At 66.5% G+C, this 1,283-nt stretch carries 1 protein-coding gene; it reads left to right on the top strand.

What is annotated here, in order from left to right:
- Positions 1-269: 269 nt before the first annotated feature.
- Positions 270-581 (top strand): hypothetical protein, encoded by a 312-nt coding sequence (locus ACFU5K_RS31950; RefSeq protein ID WP_384068263.1) that lies wholly within the window; start codon positions 270-272, stop codon positions 579-581.
- Positions 582-1,283 lie beyond the last annotated feature (702 nt).

The raw sequence follows: 1,283 nt of genomic DNA, 5'->3' as shown, positions 1-1,283 counted from the left end.
TTGGTGCTGGTCATGAGGGGGTGGTTCTCCTGTCGTGCCCTCTCAGGCTAACCCGACGAAGCGGGGCGTCTCACCCAAGGCTGACAGAGAGGGGCTGGGCCCTCCGCCGTCTTGGGAGTGAGCGGGTTTTCCGGTCCGCAGGCCTTTCCCATGACATGTCGGCGGAGCCTCTGGGCGACACGATAACTTCGGACAATTGTCCCCGTATTCGACATGGCCACGTGCTAGAGATAGTGGCCAAAGAGCCCCGAAGCAGGAGGTATACGAAGGTGCGCACAAATCTTCTCCGCGTAACGGCTGCGCTGGGTGCGGCGGCAGCGCTGGCTATCTGTGGTGCCGGCGCGGCCGGCGCTCACGACTGGCCTGGCAACGGTCTCGGCAACGCGGGCATCGGCAACGATGGTGTCGGCAATGCGGGCTTCGGTAACGACGGGGTCGGCAACGCAGGCGCCTTCAACGACGGCATCGGTAACGCGGGGGTTGCGAACTGGGGTCTCGGTAACGCGGGCCTCGGTAACACGGGCCTCGGCAGCCACGGCATCGGGAATTCCGGCATCGGTACCTCCGGCATCGGCAACTGAGACCGGCTCACGGCCCCCGCCACCGAGTCGCGGTATGCGCCCGGGCGACGCCGGGCCGGCCCACCCGGGCTGCCCGGACCATGAGCGGCCGGCCCCGGGCGGGGTGGCGCCGCCCGGGCACCTGGCTCGCAAGGACGCGGATCGGCGCGAGCTGAATCGGCCTGTGTGAACTGGCTCCTGGAGACTGCCGCGCCCTGGCTCACCTGGCCGGGTCCCCAAGTTCTTGACGCTCCCCCCACACGTCAGTCTCAGCTGCGGGTGGGTCGGGCCCGCAACCTGCCGACTCGCGAAAGCGGGCTTCAGCCAGGCCTACGGGGCACCGTCACCTCCGAGGAGTCATCCCAGGCGACCGCTGACAGAGACGCCGTTCCGTTCGTGTATTCCCGCCGGGTCTGGACGGGCTGCGAATCCGCTTCGTGTTGGGAAACGGGTTCGGCCAACGTCTGTGATCTCGGAGGCCGTGTCAGCTCAGGGACGGTGCGCTGTCCCATGAGATGAGTTGAGCCGAAACTTGTACTCATAGATCCGGATGAAGCCATCGCCGCGGGATGTAGTAGGCACAGGCCCATCTCGCGGCACAATGACCTTCATGGTGCATATCCTTGTGGTCTAACGACCTCGGGGGAAATTGAGATGCGGGCGTGCTGGCCTGGCGGTTCGGCTGGTGGGTGATCAGCAGGCGGTGTCGCGGACGAGGACGAG

Source organism: Streptomyces sp. NPDC057428 (genome assembly GCF_042803195.1).
GTDB lineage: Bacteria > Actinomycetota > Actinomycetes > Streptomycetales > Streptomycetaceae > Streptomyces.
Note: the sequence above shows the minus strand (reverse complement) of the source record. Positions and strands in the feature narration are given on the sequence as shown.